We start from the raw sequence: 1634 nt of genomic DNA, 5'->3' as shown, positions 1-1634 counted from the left end.
CCTTCGAGGGCTCGTCGCTGGAGACCATCAAGCACATGGTCGCCGCCGGCATGGGTGTGACGCTGGTGCCGCGCCTGTCAGTGCCGCGCGACGCGCTGCATTCGGGCGTGCGCCGGCGCAAGAGCGACGCCACCCACATCCGCTACCTGCCCATCACCGAGCCCGACGGCAGCGCGCCGCCCCAGCGCCGCGTGGTGCTGGTGTGGCGGCGCAGCTTCACGCGCTACGAGGCCATCGCCGCGCTGCGCAACGCCATCCACGCCTGCGAGCTGCCGGGCGTGACGCGGCTATCCTGACGCCTTTGCGCTTCGCTGTTTCGCCGTCCCCTGTTCCACCGTCCCATCCTCAAGGAGAAGAGCACCATGGCCAAGAAGCCCGCCACCGCCAAGACCGCCGCGCCCAAGACCGCTGCTGCCAAGTCCGCCACCCTCGGGAGCGCCGCCGCGCCGCGCATCGACATCGGCATCAGCGACAAGGACCGCGCCGCCATCGCCCGCGGCCTGTCAGCCCTGCTGGCCGACACCTACACGCTCTACCTGACCACGCACAATTTTCACTGGAACGTGACGGGGCCCATGTTCAACACGCTGCACACCATGTTCATGGAGCAGTACACCGAGCTGTGGAACGCCGTGGATCCGATCGCCGAGCGCATCCGCGCGCTGGGCCACTTCGCGCCGGGCTCCTATGCGGCGTTCGGCAAGCTTGCCAGCCTGCCCGACGCGCCCGAGACCCCGCCCGCGGCGCTGGAGATGGTGCGCATCCTGGTCGAGGGCCACGAGGCCGTGGCGCGCACCGCCCGCGCCCTCTTCCCGGCCGCCGACAAGGCCAGCGACGAGCCCACCGCCGACCTGCTGACCCAGCGCCTGACGGTGCACGAGCAGACGGCGTGGATGCTGCGCTCGCTGCTGGAGTGAGCGCCTGAACTCATAGCAAACTCTCGTTGACAGGCAAGGGGTTGCGCGGTTTTTCCTCTTTCCCCGGCGGGGCGGAGCCTGCGCTGCCCGCTGCCCGCCCCCACCCATGACGCACCCCTCCCGCCTCGCCCTCTACCTGAACCTGATCCGCTTCGACCGCCCCGCCGGCTGGCTGGTGCTGGTCTGGCCGACGCTGGCGGCGCTGTGGGTGGCGGCGGGAGGCTTTCCCGGCTGGCACCTGCTGGCGGTGTTCGTCCTGGGCACGGTGCTGATGCGAAGCAGCGGCTGCTGCGTCAACGACGTGGCCGATCGCGACTTCGACCGGCACGTCAAGCGCACCGTGGCGCGGCCCGTCACCACCGGCCAGGTCTCGGTGCGCGAGGCGCTGATGCTGGCGGCGGTGCTGGCGCTGGCCGCCTTCGCCCTGGTGCTGACCACGCGCCGGGAGGCGGTGGCCTGGTCGGTGCCGGCGCTGGCCTTCACCATCCTCTACCCCTACACCAAGCGGTTCTTCGCCATGCCCCAGGCCTTCCTGGGCATTGCCTTCAATTTCGGCATCGTGATCGCCTTTGCCGCCGTGCAGGGCCGGGTGCCGGGCCAGGCCTGGGTGCTGTGGCTGGCCAACCTGGCCCTGGTGCTGGCCTACGACACCGAGTACGCCATGGTGGACCGCGACGACGACCTGAAGATCGGCATGCGCACCTCGGCCATCACGCT

The 1634-nt window shown here is 70.4% G+C and carries 3 protein-coding genes; all 3 read left to right on the top strand.

The window, feature by feature from the left end:
* On the top strand, positions 1 to 296 hold a 296-nt coding region (locus RT051_RS14655), incomplete at its 5' end, for a LysR substrate-binding domain-containing protein (protein ID WP_313077893.1).
* Positions 297 to 362: 66 nt separating this feature from the next.
* On the top strand, positions 363 to 917 hold the full coding sequence (locus tag RT051_RS14650; protein ID WP_313077891.1) for a Dps family protein: 555 nt from the start codon (positions 363 to 365) through the stop codon (positions 915 to 917).
* A 106-nt stretch (positions 918 to 1023) separates the two neighbouring features.
* On the top strand, positions 1024 to 1634 hold a 611-nt coding region (locus tag RT051_RS14645; protein ID WP_313077887.1), incomplete at its 3' end, for a UbiA family prenyltransferase.

The organism is Melaminivora sp., assembly GCF_032059615.1.
GTDB lineage: Bacteria > Pseudomonadota > Gammaproteobacteria > Burkholderiales > Burkholderiaceae_C > Melaminivora.
This window is presented reverse-complemented; position numbering and strand designations above follow the sequence as displayed.

Excerpts from the sequence above, each read along its gene's own strand:
- RT051_RS14650 (WP_313077891.1), top strand. The coding sequence starts at position 363 with ATGGCCAAGAAGCCCGCCACCGCCAAGACCGCCGCGCCCAAGACCGCT.